The organism is Mycobacterium simiae, from assembly GCF_008370645.1.
In the GTDB taxonomy this organism is placed as follows: Bacteria; Actinomycetota; Actinomycetes; order Mycobacteriales; family Mycobacteriaceae; genus Mycobacterium; species Mycobacterium simiae_A.
The window spans coordinates 1-388 of sequence record NZ_VTZN01000568.1; the positions used below are offsets into that span (position 1 = coordinate 1).

General features: G+C 64.4%; 1 protein-coding gene. It reads right to left on the reverse strand.

All coding sequences use genetic code 11. From position 1 onward, the window contains the following. Positions 1 to 27: 27 nt before the first annotated feature. Positions 28 to 388, reverse strand: a 361-nt coding sequence (locus F0Q45_RS26920) for a transposase (protein WP_149656692.1), incomplete at its 5' end; no start/stop codon positions are given.

The window sequence follows — 388 nt, forward strand, 5'->3', positions numbered from 1 at the left end:
ATCGAGACATCCCAGGGTCGTAAGTTGTCAAGCGGCGGCTGGGGTTCGGTGGGCCCAGGCCTTGTCTTCGTTGTAGAGAGTGCGGTTGCGTAGGCAACCGTGCAGGATGCCTACGAGGCGGTTGCCCAGGGCGCGCAGGGCTGTGTGGTGGCTGTCTTTGGCGGTGATGCGCTGGTCGTAGAAGGCGCGGGCGCCGGGGCTGGTGGAAAGGGCGCAGAAGGCCCACTGGTCGATGGCGTCATAGAGGCGGTTGTTGCGGATGTAGCGGGCCACGACGCGGCATTTCTTGCCGGAGGCGACGGTCAGGGGTGAGGTTCCGGCGTAGTTTTTGCGAGACTTGGCGTCGGTGTATCGATTCGGGTCGTCCCCGAACTCACCAAGCACCCGG